Genomic DNA, 16,254 nt, shown 5'->3' with positions numbered 1-16,254 from the left:
AATTCCTCTACTAATGAAATAATTTATAGAAAAAGCCGACTAATCCTGAACTGCACCCCCAAAGTTAGACAGTATGATATACTAAAATAACTTTGGGGGTGTTTTCATGCCAAAAGGAACTCCATTTTCGGGAGAATTTAAACAAAAAGTAATAGAAGATATGCAAACAAATAGGCTAAGTTATCGTGAAACGGCTAAGAAATACGATCTACCAAACCATGAACCCATAAGAAAATGGGAGCGAATTTATTTGACGGAAGGCGTTGAGGGGCTTTATATAGACCGCCGGGGTCGCAAAAGCGCAGGAAGACCTGTGAAGCTCGGCAAAAAAGTTGAGGAAGACTTAATTGCTGAAGTCCAACGTCTGCGGGCGGAGAACGATTACCTAAAAAAATTGAATGCCTTGGTTTCCGAGAGGGTACAGCGAGAGAAAAGACACAAGTCGTGACGGAACTGAGGCAGAAACATAAGCTCGATGTACTCCTCGTCGTAGCCAAGCTTCCGCGCGCTACGTATTATTACAATCTTAAGCAACTATCAGTTTCGGATAAATACACCGAAGTTAAAGAACAAATAACCTCGATTTATACTGAAAACAAAGGTAGATTTGGTTATCGGAGAATTACCATGGAACTGCGCAATCGCGGTAATATCGTCAATCACAAGACCGTTCAGCGTCTGATGAAAGCACTGGGCATTACCTGCCATGTTAGGATGAAGAAATATCACTCTTATAAGGGTGAAGTGGGCAAGGTAGCGCCGAATCTTCTGGAACGTGACTTTGAGGCGGAGAAGCCAAACTTGAAATGGGTTACTGATGTCACAGAGTTCAGCCTGTTTGGTCAGAAACTCTATCTGTCCCCAATTCTAGATTTGTGCAGCAGAGATATCGTCAGTTACACCATTTCGGATAGGCCGGTTTTGTCCATGGTAACGAGCATGCTGGGCAAAGCGTTTTCAGCAATTCCGGACAGCACAAACCTTATTCTCCACTCGGATCAGGGCTGGCAGTACCAACATAAGGTGTATCAGCGAATGTTGGAAGTGAAGGGCATTCGGCAAAGCATGAGCCGAAAGGGCAACTGTCTGGATAATGCCGTGATAGAAAACTTCTTTGGCCTACTTAAAAGTGAACTTCTGTATCTACAGAAATTTGAATCGATGGACCATTTTAAAAATGAACTCATCGACTATCTCGATTACTACAATAATCGCCGTATCAAAGTAAAGCTAAAGGGTTTGCCGCCTGCTTTACACAGACAGCAAACCCTCTTGGCTGCTTAATAAAATACTCGTCTAACTTTTTGGGGTCACTTCATCCTTACTAGTCGGCTTTTTCTATGTCTTTTATGTTATCAAATGGATAATCTCTCTTCATATTTTGCAAACTTATAATGAAGGGAGGTTTTAGCGTGAAAGTCGCTATTATGGGAGCTGGCTTATCCGGTTTAGCCTGTGCAATTACGTTAGAAAGGTTTGGGATATCTCCGACCATTTTTGAAAAAAGAAGCCGAGTTGGAGATCGTTTTGTTAACGGCGAAGCCATTCTCCCCGTTTTAGACAGACCGATCAATGATGCATACGCTTACCTTTCTGAAAACCATGGCATTTTTCTGCAACCCATTGCCAATATTAGCAAAATGAAGTTCTACTCCCAAAACTCTCGAGGAGTCATTGACGGACATATTGGTTTTACTAATATTCGCGGCAGAGATGAGGAATCTTTTGAATCCCAGTTGGGCAGACAGGTTAAGACCAAAATCATCTTTAATTCAGACTTCACTTATGAGCAATTATTACAGGATTTTACCCATGTCGTGATGGCAACGGGTGATGCCGCTTATGCAATGAAGGTCGAAAATTTCGAATCAGATCTTACCGTAACCTTAAAAGGGGCAACCGTAGAAGGTAACTTTAATCCTCATGATGTTTCAATCTGGCTTGATAACAATATAGCTCCAATGGGTTATGGTTTCCTCATCCCCTATTCCGAAAAAGAAGCGGCCATTACCATAGGCTATCCAGACTATCCTAATACTCAATTTATTGATTTTGAATCTCCCTTGGACAAGTTTTTTGATCGGGTCTGCAAGGACATTAATCAGAGCCTTAGAATAACGGACACCTTTGGGGTTACTCGGTATATCATCGGTCTTTGTAAATATCCCCGGCTCGGAAATACCTTCTTCACGGGAAACTGTTTTGGTGCAATGATGCCGGCCTTTGGCTTTGGTCAGCTTGAATCCATTTTAACCGGAATTTATGCTGCGCATGACCTTGCGGGTAAAGGAAAGTACGAGGAATTAGTTAAACCTCTCATTCAAAGTTACCATGAATCCTTAGTCATTCGACGTGCGATGGAGAAATTAAATAATCACAAATTAGATATATTGGTATCTTTTCTTAATACACGTTTTGCAAAACAAATAATTACGAATCGGCGGTATAACCCTTTAAAGATTGCCAGTCATCTTTTACGCCCAATGATCAAAAACTCTCGTCCAAAGGTAACTCAACGTTAAAATCAATTATTTCTGTCTTATTCACTTTTCTCTGAATGAGGGTCCTATCCCTCAAAAACACTCTCAATCTTTTCTTCGACTTGTTCTTCCTCAACTTTGCCTGTGAGTTTTGCTTGATACTCTCCGTCCTTAAAGAAGAGAATCTGGGGAACTGCCTTAAGAGAAAACCGTTGTAATAGACTTTTGTTTTCTTCAACATCAACATAATAGAAACCAAACTTACTTTCGTATTTCAGCTGCAGTTCTTCTAAGACAGGAACAACGCCTTGACAAACGTGACACGTTTTTCTTGAAAAAATAACCAAGCAAGCCTCAGAGTTATCATAAATAATCTCTTCAAATGAGGTTGAATCTAATTGTTTTAAAGCCATAAAATATCGCTCCTTAGTCATACCTTATAATAACAGAAAAAGAAGGTCTGGCCTGACAGCTCAAAACCATGCAGGCCAGAAAAATATATGTGAATAGAAGGGCTAACACAATTTAATAAATAAGTCGACCAATTGTTGTACAAAGGACAATGCTTAACACTATAGATACCGCTACAAATGGAATGGTATACTTATAAATCTCATTAGCTGTAATCCATTCCCTGTTTCCATGAAGAAATGCGGCTAAAGGACCGCCCGAAGGAAGTATAAAAGCTATTTGAGAAATAATACAAAGTGAAGCAGTTAATAACATCGGACTAATACCTGCCGGTGAAGAAAATTGAATAATCAAAGGCATCATAACAAAACCAACAACTACGTGATTCATTACATTAGATGCTATGATTGTAATTGCTACAACTAAAACGATTAGCAAAAACGCACCATGACCGCCAAAGATAGGACCGAGCAATTGATTTAACCACTCTTGAACTCCGGTGCCTGCTGCTGTCAAGGCGGAAGCCATAGGCAGCGCTGTTCCCATTAAGGCCATCGTTTCCCAAGGTACACCTGTCTTAACACAGTCAGCATAATTGATAAATAACGTCCCATCTTTACGTTTAATAAATACACCGAAAGCGAGCAATAAAACGAATATTCCCGTGTTCCCAATCCATTTCAAGAGTTTGATAAGGTACAAGTTAGCGGGCAAGAATCCAGGAAGGAACATTAGGATAACCATCGCCGCCAATAATGCGACAACTTGTTTTTGATATGAAGTGAGTTTTTCTGTATCCGAATAAACAAAATCACTCTTTGTTATAAGTGTGACATCGGGTTTAAAGATATATTTTGCCATAACAATATAAAGCAATGTAACACAATATCCTATAACAGCTGTTAAAGCTGTAAAAGGTACATAATCAACATTAAGCCCTGTTGATTTAGTCAATACAGCCGTCATCATGACGTCATAAGCTTTAAAGGGAAAAACATTCACTCCCATACACGCTGCTACGACAATTCCAACAACAGCGATCTTTGGGTATTGATCTTTTTTTGTATAGCCAAACACATCACTGAATTGATATAAAAGACTCCAACAAATAACGATTGACGGCATTACACTTACAAAAACTGCAATTAAGAAAGCTGCTGTGAGTAATAAAAGCAATAAGACATAGGGTCTCTTTTTAGCTATTTTTCTGGAAACCATCCATTTGGCCATAACTCTTGTTACACCTGATTTGTCAATTACAGCTGCAAAGGTTAAAACAAAGAAAATAAATAAAAACGTATCTCCGCCGTAACCTTCTTTAAATGCGTTAACGACTGAGTATCCGGAATACTTTGAAAAACCCAATGCAATTAGTCCAACTAAACTTGGCCAAACAATCCCAACTGTGGACCACCCGTAAATCATACCCAAAAAAATGCCAACCATCTGCATGCCATACGGAGTAATAGGCTTAACTGCCGGTAAAAATTGGAACCCGAATATAAGTAGAATTGTAATGGCGCTATTTACATAATACTTTATCATACTGACCTGCTTATCTTCCTTTAGATTGGCAGACATAAAGTTCCCTCCATTTTTACTTTTTGAGAAAAGTGCTCTCACGGAGCAATCTTCTGTTTAAAAAACACTACGTTTTAGGAGTAAATCAACTTCACGAATAACCCGTTTTGTTTTAAACCCTGTCTTCAATTCTCACCTCATTTTCTCCAATAGAATAACCTAATCATGAGATCAAGACTGTTTATAGTATAAAAAAGAACCCTAACCCTGCATATAACCAAAAGGATACATGAATTGAGAAATCTATACATCGATTATTGATACTTATTTTTAGATTCCTTAAAAAATAGGTATGACAAAATAAGCCTCCCCTTTTCAATTCTTTTTAGCTTCTTTGCAAGAGCTTTTAGGGCACGCAGATCTCAATACAACTCAAATCTATACTCATACAGCTTTACGATAATTGGGCTTTTAGATTTTCTTTATCCATCGTATAGTAAAGCCGTTTGACCTTCTCGCCTTTATCTAAGACTAAGACACTAGGCACACTATTAACCTCATATTTCTTCGCCAGATTTTTCTTGGTCGCCATATCTACCTTTATAACTTTATAGAGTTCACCCAGCTCCTGGTTTGCTTCTTCTAATAAAGTGCTGAATTCCAGGCTTTCATTATTCAAGGCATTGAAGAAGAGGAGTAAGACTTTCTTTTCACTTTGGACAATGTTCGTAGTAAACGCTTTCAATTCTTCAATATAGCGTTCAGCGGCAACCGCTGCGACAGCTCCGTCTCCGGCTGCCGAAACTACTTGTCTCAAATATTTGATCCGGTTATCCCCTATCGCAAATACTCCTTCAAGGTTCGTTTCCATCATCTCATTGACGGGAATATAACCTCTTTTATCCATCTCGATACCGCTGTCTTTGATAAAATGAGTGGAAGGAACCATTCCCACAAAGAAGAAGACTCCCTGACAGGCAAGTTGAATCGAGCCCCCTGTTTTTAAGTTCTTGATTTTTACCCCTTCGACATTCTCTTCTCCCAGAACTTCTTCGATTGTGGAGTTCCAGACAAACTCCATTTTCTCATTTTGAAAGGCTCTTTCAGCACTGACTTTATTGCAGTCAAGAACGCCTTCGTCATGAAGCACAATCACGGTGACTTTACGGGCAAACTTGGTAATGTACATGCCTTCTTCAATCGCCTGGTCCCCGCTGCCCACGACGACAACCTCTTCTCCTTCGAAAAACTCGGCATCACAGGTTGCACAATAGGCAACACCACTGCCTTGGAGCCGCTTTTCTCCCGGAATATTTAAAAGCCTTGGTTCACTGCCGCAGGCAATAATGATGGCTTTCGCTGAAAATTCTTTGCCTTTTTTCGTGGTAATGACTTTGTTTTCCATGGAAAAATCCGTACTGACAACCTCATCGCGTAAAAACTCGACGCCATATGCCTCCGCGTGTTTTTTAAAATCGAGCATAAGATCTGATCCGCTGATTTGTGTATAGCCCGGATAATTCACTATTTCACGAGTGGTATTGACCAAACCGCCAACCGTTCCTTTATTGATGACCAAGGTCTTTAGCTTCGCTCTTCCCCCATATATTGCTGCCGAAAGTCCTGCAGGACCGGCACCAATAATGATTAAATCATGCGAATTCGTGATATCTCCCATTGTCCGTTCTTCCTCTCTAGAGTTTTAATTTTTGTAAAATAACTTAAATTACATTCCACAAATTACCGTAATATGTTAGGGCCTGTATCTCTTCCCGGGTACCTTCTTCTTCTATTCGTTTAAATTCTCGGTTAAAATCAACTCGTTTTATCATTGATGGGAAAGCTTTAATATGTTTAACTAAAACGAAATAATCTGTATCAAATCTTTCCACTAATTCATCTTGAAAAGTCTGTTTAATTTGATCGAAATCCATCATTCTTTTAAAGCAATACCGTTTCTTAAATATAGGTGCAGGGAAAATATTGTTACAAATTAAATTGTTTCTCCATTCATAGGTTAAAAGCGGCAGTGCATTATAATAATATTTAATCTGTCCATCTTCTTTTTGATAGGCAAATCCGTAAAGGGTTCGTTCAAAAACATCGTGAATTACAAGATCATCTTCCATCTGTTTATGCTCATTCCTAAGCCAATTTTGCAATAGACTATAATTTCTCAAATCCAATACTTTGGCTTCAAAAGCCATTTGTATCAGCCCTTCAAATAATTGAAGGGCATCATTATCAAAGCATCCTTCCAATTGTTCTTGAATTTTACTAAGCAAAGGATAGGCATTATTATTAGCCGGTTGCCTAGCAAGTCTATCTAATACCTCGAAATAAGTAAGCGAATACATTTTTCTCATTTGTTGAGCGAGCTGTAATTTGAACTCTTGCCGAAAATCATCGCGCTTTCCAGACGGAACTTGACACCGTTTACGATACTTCGTGACTGGTGTAGGATAAATTCCTTGAATATAACTATTCTTGATAAATGAATAAACATTTTCTGCTTCGCTGCTCACAAAATATTTATGGATTCCTCGCTCTAAATAAGTGGTACCGAAGCAGGTAAATTCTTCTTCGAAACACCCCAATTCCGATAATTGACCGAATATTATGGCACACTGAGCATCACGTGAATAGACATGCTCTTCCAATTCCTCACCTGCTTCTGACTAACATGTCGCTTATTTTAGATTTAACTTCCATGCTTATAGAATAATGTTCCCTTTCTTGATTAACTCGTACGGGATAGTTCAAAAAGCTAGATATGGTCTTGTCATTGAAAATATCTTGGGTCAGACCCTTAGCATAAACTTGACCATATTTTAAGAGCAAAGCTTGATCAAAAACATCAAGAATTTCCTCCGTATAGTGAGTCACGTAGATAATCGTCGTATCTGTATTAACAGATAAATCTTTTACCGTACTAAGCAAATATTCCCGTGCAAAAACATCCAAACCTGTACCGGGTTCATCAAGAACTAATATTTCGGGATTTGAGACTAAGGCTCTGGCAATTAATACATTTTGTTGCTCCCCTTTAGACATCAAATCAAAAGGGCTGTTAATTTTATCTCCTAACCGCAATTCCGATAATAGTTCTTTAGCACGGATAATATCACGATTAGTAACCAAGTAATCGATTCCTAATGAACCGAAGATTCCTGATAAAACAATATCCAGAGCGATTTCCTGGTGATAATATTTATCAAAAAATGAGCTGCTGACCCAGCCTATTTTTTTCCGAATGGCTAAGGTATTTTTAGGAGTATAACTCTCCCCAAGAACCTCCAATTCCCCTTTGCTGTAGTCTTTAAATCCCGCAATAATACTGAGTAGTGTCGTTTTACCACAACCGTTCATTCCAAATACAACCCAGCGATCTCCTTTTTTGACTTCCCAATTAATATCTTTTAATAAATATCGCTTTCCGGAAATGCAGGATAAATCTTTGACTTTAACAACAGTATCTCTGGTCACGCTGGATCACTTCCTATTGCAGTTAATCTAGATCGCTATCTTCTATAACAATGCTTTCTCCAATTATTTCATTGTCTAATTCCAGTGGGAATTTAAAACCTTCTATTGTTAATAAGCCTAAATTTTTTACCCCCCAGGCAATGATTTCACTGACTTTAGCCACATTCATTCGTTTTTTTCTTTCACAGGCATCGACATCAGGATAGTGATCGAACTTGATTTCTTCCACAAAATATTTTGCAACCTTATAAATCTCCGGTTCAACGCCGAATTCTATCCGATCACAGTTATTGCAAAAAATCTCAATTCTCGCATTTTCATTTCTTGAATAAGCAATCCGCCTTAAACTGAGCTGACCTCCACAATATTTGCAGCAACATCTTTTGACCCGATTTCTTAGCTCTGCCACTCGGGGATCGCCTGTCGCTTTTTTATCGAGTGTAATCTTTACCGTTTCGGTTTCGGTTAAATGATCCAACATTTTGTTTAATCATACCTCCAGTAATTGCCTTGGATGGTTTTTACGACTTTACCCAAAAGAAGCTCTTGCCTGTCAGAATGATTCCAACAGGCAAGAATATTAAAGACTTTGTTTGTGGAAGAGACTAAATATTACCTTTGTATGTTTCTTCTAAAATCTGATAAACCGGAGCCCCTTCGCACTGTTCCGGCATACGTACTCCACCTAAAACAGCAACGGTTGGCGCAAGATCCACTTCCCGAATAACTCGCGTTGTCGTAAATCCTTTTTTTAGGCCATTGCCTGCTGCAATGAAAATAGGAGATACGCTCGTCCCGCAAGCGCCATACGTTGTGGATAATGAATCGGTATGGTCATAATTATAGCCTTCTGCGGTAAAGTAAATGATATCTCCGCATTCAGGACCACCCAAACCAAGCAGCACCGCATCTTTATTTCTTAAAGCGAGTGCCACAATGCGGCGTCCCGTTACCGGATGCTTATATCCGTAAAGCGCAGTAATGATTTCTTCTTCCACCTCATACTGATCCTTTGGATCGACTATCCCGTATTTATCTCTTCCTTTTATATTGAGATAAATATGAACTCCACGGTTAGCGATTGCTTTCGTTTTTTCCCAATCAATTTCTTTTAAATCATTGCCGTCGGCATCTTTTTTCACTTCAGTAAATCCTAATTCACGCATAACGCCGACATTTACACCATTCATATCCCCTAATAACGGAACTTGATTTCCTGTAGCAACTAAAGCATGATCGGATACGATGAAAATTGTCCAATCCTCATCAAGTAAATGCAGAAAGCTTCCTAAATAATTATCTGCTTGAATATATAAGTCTTTTAAAAAGTCTTCAAACTCTTCGCCTTTCAGGAGTTCGCTACCCTTAACTAGATATTTGTAGAAGGTGTGCTTTTGTATATCTAAGTTATGGAAATGAGAGAATATGACATCATAATTCTCTTCTTTAATCAAATAATGAAGTGCCGAAGACTGCCAACGTGCAGCAACATTCCAGCTTTCTAACATACATCCCCAAAATAATTCTCTGCCCTTCGCGGCAAATAGCATAGAGGATGGCGGCGGGCAAGCTACGTTTTCAGTAACCGATTTAAATAAATACTTGGGATACCATAAAGTATCATTATTTATATCCATTGCCGGGGAAATCCATATTTTTAAGCGACCTCCGGCTTCATCCATATCAATGATGCGCATATGCCTGATGACTTGATATTTTTTATCATTTTTTATGGCTTCGTCATAGATATACTCTTTAAACTCATTATTCTTTAGAATGCAAATGGGCTGTTCTTCTTTTTTACTTTTAAAAACGGCAACGGTATCATAAATACCCTTTTCATTTTTCCATATCTGACAAGGTCTGCGAATGAGTCCATGGGACAAAAGCATCACAAATTCTTTTGCATCTCCCTTAGCAAAAGCCCAATTCGTTGCCGGCTTAATCGGGGACATGGCGATGTCCATTTTATATTCTGTGCTTCCAGCCCCTTCACCGTATTTCAAAATGATGCAGCTAATACCTTTGGCACCCGTATTTTCTATTCCATTTTTCTTTGAATCAGCTTCTGCTACATCTAAATCTGTAATAGCGCAGGGAGTAACCTCATTTCCCCCTTTTTCTTGAAATGAGATTTGTGTAAAATTCACATCTGCAGTAACGATGAACTCCGGCTCTAACTGCGAATTACTCATATTGACTCCGCCGGGGCTGCTTCCATCAACAACATGTAAATTGGGGCTGTCCGAAGTTGGGGGCCAAGCACTTCCAGGCCAATGCCATACTAAAGTCTTCTTCCCTGCTTCGGCGAATACATTCCATAAAGGTTCAGCTAAACATAAACGAGAATCTAAATTATAATCCATCAAATCCAGACTTTCCTTCGATTGTCTATAAAAGTCCGTGATCCCATGGGTCATAGGATAAGCGCCTGTTGCTAATGTTGTCCACATTGAGGGGGTTACCGTAGGATGCCCGCCCAATAAAACCAAATCCTGTCGCTGAGCACCTTTTTCAATATATTTTTTTGTGTTTGGCATGAGCCCCATATCCACAAACTTTCGAGTTAAACGCGGATCCATCCCATCAATACCCAGAATTAAAATCTTTTTAGCAAAACTCATTTAAGAACACTCCTTTATAAGTTATTTTATTGTCCTAACCTTTCGATCCTCACCTCATTTTCTCCAATAAAACAACCTAATCATGAGATTAAGTCTGTTTATAGTATAGGAAAGAACCATAACCCTGCATATAATCAAAAGGATGCATGAATTTGAAAATCATACATCCTTTTATTGATACCTTTTTAAATTTAATAATCCACCCCGAAAAGCAGTATCAACAAAATGATACAGGTATCTAAAACTATAGAGTTTTTTGATTATATGTTACTTCTTCATATGATTTTATAATTAACCTATTCGGTAATCGAATAGGTTAAAAATTTGCGTAATAAGAAACGCGGTGATGATTATTTTATTGGAAACCGCAAAAATAAGGAGGGGTATAAAGCATGGCATGAGAATGATAATACTATCACTAATTATGATCAGTTTTGTGCACCGACAACAAATAATAATACTTATTGGATTAATCTAAATAATCTTTGTATTGATTTTTAAGGGAGATGAAAATTTTATGCAAGCGGAAAAAGTACCCTGTACTTATTTCGATGGTTATCCCGTTTCGAAGATGCAGCGTAGAATTTTTATTATCGTAATTTTAGGATACTTATTTGATCAGATCGATAATCTCAACTTTGGCATCTTGGGTCCAGCTTTGATAAAGAATTTTGGTGCAACCGTCCAGCAGATCGCCTATATCTCATCCGTGTACTTTCTCGGTATGTTCATCGGCGGATTGCTGGGGGGTACATTAGCCGACCGATTTGGCAGAAAAAAAACCTTTCTTTATAGTTTGTTTGCCTTCTCCTTAATTTCATTTATTAATGCTTTTGCTACCAGTGTCAATTTTTTAGCTGTTTGCCGCTTCTTAACAGGGATTGGCCTAGCCAGCATGACGGTAATCTCTATATCCTATATTGCTGAGATGACACCCTGTGAATCGAGAGGCCGATGGCAAAGCCTTGTGCTTCTTGTATGTTCCCTTGGAATGCCGATTCTTACGGGTTTCTTTAAGTTTATTATTCCGCTTAATCATGAAGCTTGGCGAGTAGTTTTTGTTGTCGGAGCTCTGGGATTCCTTCCAGGAATTTTGGGAGTATTTTGTCTAAGGGAATCGCCGCGTTGGCTGGTCTCAAAAGGCCGCTATAAGGAAGCTGAGGAAATCATGCGAGAATTGGTGCCGGGATTAACTCTTGATTTAAGTAAGGAAAAAGAAACGCCAAAAATTAAACTTTCTCTGCAGCTTGCTGAAATATTTGGGTCAAAATATATTAAATACTCGATTTTGTTAATTTTTGCAGCAATTATGTTTTTCCCAGCAACCTTTGCCTTTTTGAATTTAGCACCGGCACTTCTGGTTAAAAAAGGGTTTAGTCTTGAAGCGGGCCTTACCTTAGCATGGCTTGGTACGGTTGGCTCACCTATAGGCTTCATTTTGGCAACCTTCTTAACGGACAAAGGAGGCAGAAAAATTCCGCTTGTCGTCTCATATATAATAGTAGGTATCTGTTCTATGACTTATGGATATGTGGGGAACCTGAATCTGATCTATGCATCTTATATGATGTTTTATGCATGCCAAGGATTCCTTGGCTCTGTCCTCTTTGCCTATATCCCTGAAAATTTCTCAAACAGGGTACGGTCGACTGCCAGTGGAATAGTGTGGGCTATTGCCCGGCCAGCGACATCGCTCTTACAACTCTTAGTACCAATCATAGTGCTTAAATATGGCAACCTAATTTTGTATATCATTCTTGGGTGCTTCTACTTAGCAGGCGGCATCGCCATTGCAATCTTCGGCAGGCGCACGGCAGGCCTGAACCTAGAAGAGCTGCATCGTGACACCATGAAAACAGCAACAACAAGATAGTGCATAATTCTCAAGATTTATACTAAACTTAAGCATGACATTCTTTTAGGCATAAGAAGCAATTGTAAATAACATTCTCCATCGAAAGCGTCAATTCATGCACACATCAAACGTATAAAAATAAAGCAGCCCAAATTTCTTACTGATCAAGAAATTTGGGCTGTCATCTTTTTTATAACTTTACTATTATTCAATTAGTCATTTTTACTAAGGAATCTAATTCGCTTTTAAAAATATTTTTTAAATAAGCTAGAAAGCAACTAATATGAGGTTCAATCAAAATATCCTTTTTGGTAACTAAACAATTATTAAATATATTTTCTCCTCTTAATTCTATAATTTGAATTCGGTTCTTATTTTTTTCGTTATTATAAAAATCTCCCGAAGTAAAGGCTTTTAAAGATGTAAGTCCTATTAAGTCATTTTCAAGTATTTCTTTATAAAAGGTATAACCACTTCCACTCACAAATGATATTTTATGGCTAAGGTTATAATGTTTTAAAATCTTTACCCAAAAAGAATCATCTAAATTGTTGCGAACGAACATCGCAATATCATAATCTTTTAAAGCTTTAAAAGAAATCGATTTTTGTTTGCCAATAGGGGTATCCTTTGCTGCTATAATACAAATTTTATCATCATTTAATTTGCAGAAATTTAACTCATTCCTGTATTCAGCAGGTGTTGTCGAAAAACTCCCTATATTAAATTGCGGCAAGAACCCAATAAAATTTGTATTATTATTTACCAGTCTTATTCCATTGATAAAATCTGTCTCAATTAATGAAAGCTTAATTTTAGGATAAATTTTATTAAAATTTAGCATTAAATCATTTAAGAAAGATAAATTTTGAGTACACGTTGAAACGACATTAAGATGCCCCTCAATTTTTTTACTATTTTCCTTTTTCTTATGAGCATATTTCAATTCATTGGTTGCTGCTAAAATTTTCTTGGCATAGGATACTACTTCTTTTCCCTCTTCATTAAAAACGACCCCTTGAGCCATTCTATCAAATAGCGTAAAATCCAATTCATCTTCTAACTGCTTCATTACCCTGCTGACATTCTGAGGAGAAGTGTGAAGTAACCTACTTGCTTTGTTTACCGAACCTGCTTCATATAATGTTACGAGATATTCTAAGTACTCAATTTTCATCTTCTACCCTCAATTCTTCAAGCTTATTTTTTAGGAACAAGTTTTTTCGTTATTTTTTGAATAGCTCTAGAATATTAAAGGTAAGTGATTCTTTATTAATTATATTTAATTAATCTTTGTTAAACAAGCTAGTAAATGTGGTAATTTTCACATTTTGTTCTTTTTCAGCTATTTAACCTTTAATTAATTGCCTTATTGTTCATATTGAGCAATCCATTTTCCGAAGATCGGCATCATTTTAAAAAGGATTACAATATTTATAACCATAATAATAAGGCATAAAATCGAATAGCTTATGATAGTCATTATAGGCGTTGTCTGTAAAAACAGATAAATGATATAGAGGCAAATGGGCAGACAAACTAAGCTTGTTAGAAGAACGGGAACGTATTTTCTGACGATTAATGCCTGTAAACAATGGATGACTAAATGTATAGTAAAAGCCATAAATGAACCAATCCATATATCATAGGAATTCAAAACAGCGGAAATAATCGTGATAAGACTGATTAAAATAAACTCCTCAGCCACACCCAGAGCAAAAGCAGAGGTCGTAATAGGATCAAAATGGGCAAACATCTTTGGGGCTAGTACAGGAAATCTCCCTCTGAGGAAACTTCTATTTTTATTGATCCAAGCACGCATAAAGATAATTTCTTCAAAATCATGAAAAATAAAAAGTATCGGAAAAAGCCAAATATATTGCACGCATTCCATCTCCTCAAGCAATATTTTTGATTTTATGTATCCATTACTATTGATTTATATTAATAATATATCTTCCTCTTTATACCATAAAAACCCTTCTTCTTATATAAAAAACAGAGGCTTTGCCCCTGTTCTTTACAACATCCGCCATAATTTTGCTTTTTAATTTTCCTTTATTGGATATATCCCTTCTCTTCGCGATAATGCCGATGTTCCACCTTATCTCCTGCATAAGTTCCTTCGCAGGTATAAAGCGGACGTGCTTTATGTCCGGTGTGTAAAAGCTGATGGGCCTTTTCACTGTTCGGTTCACCGAGAAAATCATGATAGAGCTTAAGCACATAGGGATTCTCATGCGACTTCCGATATTCTTTTTGCTGGTCCGCCTGAAATAAGCCTTTCGCTCTGGATTTTCGAAGATCAATTTGCAGACTCCATTTGTCAAGGTTTGAATAAATGGGCTGCCCGCCTCCCCCAACGCAAGCGCCAGGACACGCCATGATTTCAATAAAATCGTATTCCGCCTTCTTATTTCGAACCCGATCGCAAAGCTTGCGAGCTTCTCCGATATTTCTAGCTACTGCCACCCGAAGCGTCCGATCACCCAATTTATATTCTGCTTCTCTCAGTTCGTTAAAAGAACGGATTTTATTTAATTCTTCATCAGAAAGCTCAGTACCATTGACCTTCGCACTCAAGGTACGCAGTGCTGCTTCCATAACTCCTCCGGATGCCCCGAAGATAACCCCTGCTCCGCTCGCATATCCCATCGGTTGATCAAATTCCTCATCCGGAAGATCTGCAAAATTCATTCCGCTCATTCGAATCATTCGGGCCAGTTCTCTTGTTGTGAGTACCACATCTACATCACGTTGACCGCTGTCGCGATGCTCTGGTCTTGCAGCTTCAAACTTCTTCGCTATACACGGCATGACCGAAATACTAAATATCTTCTCCGCAGGAATCCCTGACAGCTCTGAATAGTAAGTCTTGACTAAAGCGCCAAAAATCTGCTGAGGGCTTTTGGTTGAAGATAAGTGAGGAATTAATTCCGGGTAAAAGTTCTCGCAAAATTTAACCCAACCGGGGCAGCAGGAAGTAAACTGAGGCAAAGGTCCTCCTTTCCCTGCCAACCGAGCTAGAAGCTCATGCCCTTCCTCCATGATCGTCACATCCGCCCCGAAGCAGTCATCAAATATTTTATTGAAACCAAGCCTCCGAAGCGCCGCAACCATTTTTCCGACCACGAGTTCTCCCTGCGGCATTCCGAATTCTTCTCCCAGACTTACTCGAATCGAAGGAGCCGTCTGAATCACAACGTGCAATTCAGGGTCTTGCAAGGCTTTCCAGACCTTATCGGTATCATCCTTCTCATGAAGCGCGGCCGTTGGACAAACAAGTATGCACTGTCCGCAGGTAATGCACGGCGTATCCTGAATACTGTCATTAAAAGCGGGGCCGGCTACCGAGTCAAAGCCGCGATGCAGCATATCATAAATGCTTACCGTGAGAACATCCCGGCAAACAGTTATACATCGACGGCAGCGGATACACTTGCTTGGTTCACGAACTAAAGACGGCGAAAGGTCATCGACGGCAAAAACTCCGCGCTCCCCTTCCCATTGCAGACCATGGACATTCATCTCACGAGCTAAGGTTTGCAGCTCACAGTTTCCATTCCGAAAACACGTCAGGCAATCAAACGGGTGATCGGATAAAAGAAGTTCAAGCACTTTTTTCCGAGCGTGCAAAACACGGGGCGTATGGGTTCGAATCACCATTCCCTCTGCTGCCGTTAAAGCACAAGCTGCAATGAGGTTATTGTGTCCCTCAAGCTCCACCTGGCAAATTCGGCACGAGGCAATAACGTTGACTTCTTTTAGATAGCATAAAGTAGGGATATCGATCCCTAATTCCTGCGCCGCTTCAATGACTGTGGTCCCTTCCTCCACCTCGATCGGCCTATCGTCAATGGTTAAATGAACCATACCT

The 16,254-nt window shown here is 38.8% G+C and carries 14 protein-coding genes; 4 read left to right on the top strand and 10 right to left on the bottom strand.

Annotated elements, in window-relative coordinates:
* Positions 1-106: 106 nt before the first annotated feature.
* From ACHOLT_RS12205 to ACHOLT_RS12195, 3 genes are all read left to right on the top strand, one after another.
* Positions 107-448, top strand: coding sequence for a transposase (locus ACHOLT_RS12205; RefSeq protein WP_425800489.1), 342 nt, complete (start codon positions 107-109; stop codon positions 446-448).
* Positions 445-1,284, top strand: coding sequence for an IS3 family transposase (locus tag ACHOLT_RS12200; protein ID WP_425800491.1), 840 nt, complete (start codon positions 445-447; stop codon positions 1,282-1,284). The genes ACHOLT_RS12205 and ACHOLT_RS12200 overlap by 4 nt, the downstream gene beginning before the upstream one ends.
* A 128-nt stretch (positions 1,285-1,412) precedes the next feature.
* The gene (locus tag ACHOLT_RS12195) at positions 1,413-2,522 is read left to right on the top strand and encodes an NAD(P)/FAD-dependent oxidoreductase (protein WP_425800996.1); all 1,110 of its coding nucleotides are present in this window, start codon (positions 1,413-1,415) and stop codon (positions 2,520-2,522) included.
* A gap of 44 nt (positions 2,523-2,566) precedes the next feature.
* Here ACHOLT_RS12195 and ACHOLT_RS12190 read toward each other — a convergent pair whose 3' ends face one another.
* From ACHOLT_RS12190 to ACHOLT_RS12160, 7 genes are all read right to left on the bottom strand, one after another.
* The gene (locus tag ACHOLT_RS12190; protein WP_425800994.1) at positions 2,567-2,893 is read right to left on the bottom strand and encodes a thioredoxin family protein; all 327 of its coding nucleotides are present in this window, start codon (positions 2,891-2,893) and stop codon (positions 2,567-2,569) included.
* 112 nt (positions 2,894-3,005) lie between these two features.
* On the bottom strand, positions 3,006-4,472 hold the full coding sequence (locus ACHOLT_RS12185; RefSeq protein ID WP_425800993.1) for an SLC13 family permease: 1,467 nt from the start codon (positions 4,470-4,472) through the stop codon (positions 3,006-3,008).
* Positions 4,473-4,866: 394 nt separating this feature from the next.
* Complete coding sequence (gene trxB / locus ACHOLT_RS12180; protein ID WP_425800991.1) at positions 4,867-6,090, bottom strand: thioredoxin-disulfide reductase; 1,224 nt, start codon at positions 6,088-6,090, stop codon at positions 4,867-4,869.
* A 43-nt stretch (positions 6,091-6,133) separates the two neighbouring features.
* Positions 6,134-7,072, bottom strand: coding sequence for a hypothetical protein (locus tag ACHOLT_RS12175; protein ID WP_425800989.1), 939 nt, complete (start codon positions 7,070-7,072; stop codon positions 6,134-6,136).
* A 4-nt stretch (positions 7,073-7,076) separates the two neighbouring features.
* Entirely contained in the window at positions 7,077-7,898 is an 822-nt protein-coding gene (locus ACHOLT_RS12170) for an ABC transporter ATP-binding protein (protein ID WP_425800987.1), read from the bottom strand.
* 22 nt (positions 7,899-7,920) lie between these two features.
* Complete coding sequence (locus ACHOLT_RS12165) at positions 7,921-8,379, bottom strand: hypothetical protein (RefSeq protein ID WP_425800985.1); 459 nt, start codon at positions 8,377-8,379, stop codon at positions 7,921-7,923.
* A 124-nt stretch (positions 8,380-8,503) separates the two neighbouring features.
* Positions 8,504-10,522, bottom strand: a complete 2,019-nt coding sequence (locus ACHOLT_RS12160; protein WP_425800983.1) for an alkaline phosphatase family protein — start codon at positions 10,520-10,522, stop codon at positions 8,504-8,506.
* A 517-nt stretch (positions 10,523-11,039) separates the two neighbouring features.
* On the opposite strand from ACHOLT_RS12160, the gene ACHOLT_RS12155 reads away from it, so the two are divergent.
* The gene (locus ACHOLT_RS12155) at positions 11,040-12,395 is read left to right on the top strand and encodes an MFS transporter (protein WP_425800981.1); all 1,356 of its coding nucleotides are present in this window, start codon (positions 11,040-11,042) and stop codon (positions 12,393-12,395) included.
* Between the two features lie 190 nt (positions 12,396-12,585).
* Here the strand turns inward: ACHOLT_RS12155 and ACHOLT_RS12150 are convergent, their stop codons facing one another.
* The 3 genes from ACHOLT_RS12150 to ACHOLT_RS12140 all read right to left on the bottom strand — a co-directional run bounded on the left by ACHOLT_RS12150 (position 12,586) and on the right by ACHOLT_RS12140 (position 16,250).
* Positions 12,586-13,554, bottom strand: coding sequence for a LysR family transcriptional regulator (locus ACHOLT_RS12150; RefSeq protein ID WP_425800979.1), 969 nt, complete (start codon positions 13,552-13,554; stop codon positions 12,586-12,588).
* Between the two features lie 192 nt (positions 13,555-13,746).
* Positions 13,747-14,262, bottom strand: a complete 516-nt coding sequence (locus ACHOLT_RS12145) for an HXXEE domain-containing protein (RefSeq protein ID WP_425800977.1) — start codon at positions 14,260-14,262, stop codon at positions 13,747-13,749.
* Between the two features lie 173 nt (positions 14,263-14,435).
* Positions 14,436-16,250: an NADH-dependent [FeFe] hydrogenase, group A6 gene (locus ACHOLT_RS12140; protein ID WP_425800975.1), complete on the bottom strand. Its 1,815-nt coding sequence runs from the start codon at positions 16,248-16,250 to the stop codon at positions 14,436-14,438.
* Positions 16,251-16,254: the final 4 nt, after the last annotated feature.

Source organism: Desulfitobacterium nosdiversum, from assembly GCF_049860565.1.
GTDB classification, from domain to species: Bacteria; Bacillota; Desulfitobacteriia; order Desulfitobacteriales; family Desulfitobacteriaceae; genus Desulfitobacterium_A; species Desulfitobacterium_A nosdiversum.
Note: the sequence above shows the minus strand (reverse complement) of the source record. Positions and strands in the feature narration are given on the sequence as shown.

What these genes read in the sequence shown, in the direction of transcription:
- ACHOLT_RS12190 (WP_425800994.1), bottom strand. Translation starts at nt 2,893, where the DNA reads ATGGCTTTAAAACAATTAGATTCAACCTCATTTGAAGAGATTATTTAT.
- ACHOLT_RS12160 (WP_425800983.1), bottom strand. Translation starts at nt 10,522, where the DNA reads ATGAGTTTTGCTAAAAAGATTTTAATTCTGGGTATTGATGGGATGGAT.
- ACHOLT_RS12205 (WP_425800489.1), top strand. Translation starts at nt 107, where the DNA reads ATGCCAAAAGGAACTCCATTTTCGGGAGAATTTAAACAAAAAGTAATA.
- ACHOLT_RS12185 (WP_425800993.1), bottom strand. Translation starts at nt 4,472, where the DNA reads ATGTCTGCCAATCTAAAGGAAGATAAGCAGGTCAGTATGATAAAGTAT.
- trxB (WP_425800991.1), bottom strand. Translation starts at nt 6,090, where the DNA reads ATGGGAGATATCACGAATTCGCATGATTTAATCATTATTGGTGCCGGT.
- ACHOLT_RS12165 (WP_425800985.1), bottom strand. Translation starts at nt 8,379, where the DNA reads ATGTTGGATCATTTAACCGAAACCGAAACGGTAAAGATTACACTCGAT.
- ACHOLT_RS12155 (WP_425800981.1), top strand. Translation starts at nt 11,040, where the DNA reads ATGCAAGCGGAAAAAGTACCCTGTACTTATTTCGATGGTTATCCCGTT.
- ACHOLT_RS12140 (WP_425800975.1), bottom strand. Translation starts at nt 16,250, where the DNA reads ATGGTTCATTTAACCATTGACGATAGGCCGATCGAGGTGGAGGAAGGG.
- ACHOLT_RS12150 (WP_425800979.1), bottom strand. Translation starts at nt 13,554, where the DNA reads ATGAAAATTGAGTACTTAGAATATCTCGTAACATTATATGAAGCAGGT.